This is a genomic window from Paraburkholderia sp. SIMBA_030, from assembly GCF_046535245.1.
Lineage (GTDB): Bacteria > Pseudomonadota > Gammaproteobacteria > Burkholderiales > Burkholderiaceae > Paraburkholderia.
In genome coordinates this window covers 1-256 of sequence record NZ_JAWRXB010001020.1, presented here as the reverse complement: position 1 = coordinate 256, position 256 = coordinate 1, and the positions used below count along the sequence as shown (strand labels likewise).

1 protein-coding gene is annotated in these 256 nt (G+C 66.0%); it reads right to left on the bottom strand.

Annotated features, from left to right (window positions below; translation table 11 throughout):
• Positions 1-248, bottom strand: a 248-nt coding sequence (locus SB772_RS43105) for a hypothetical protein (protein ID WP_410838911.1), incomplete at its 3' end; no start/stop codon positions are given.
• Positions 249-256: the final 8 nt, after the last annotated feature.

Sequence of the window (256 nt, the reverse complement as noted above, 5' to 3'; positions counted from 1 at the left end):
GCGGTGCCGTCGCTGACCACGTTCGCCAGCCAGAACCAGCCGAGCATCAGCAGCGCCAGCGGTGCCGCCGCATACAGTCGGTACTCGCGGGGATACGCCGACACCGGCCACGGCCAAGTGCGCGGCGCCGCCATCAGCACCAGGTACAGACTCGGCAGAATCGCCCAGCCCAACCAGCGCCAGGCGTTGTACTGCTCGGACAACAACAGCAAGCCGTAACGCAGTTCCAGCGCCAGCACACCGATCAACAATCAGC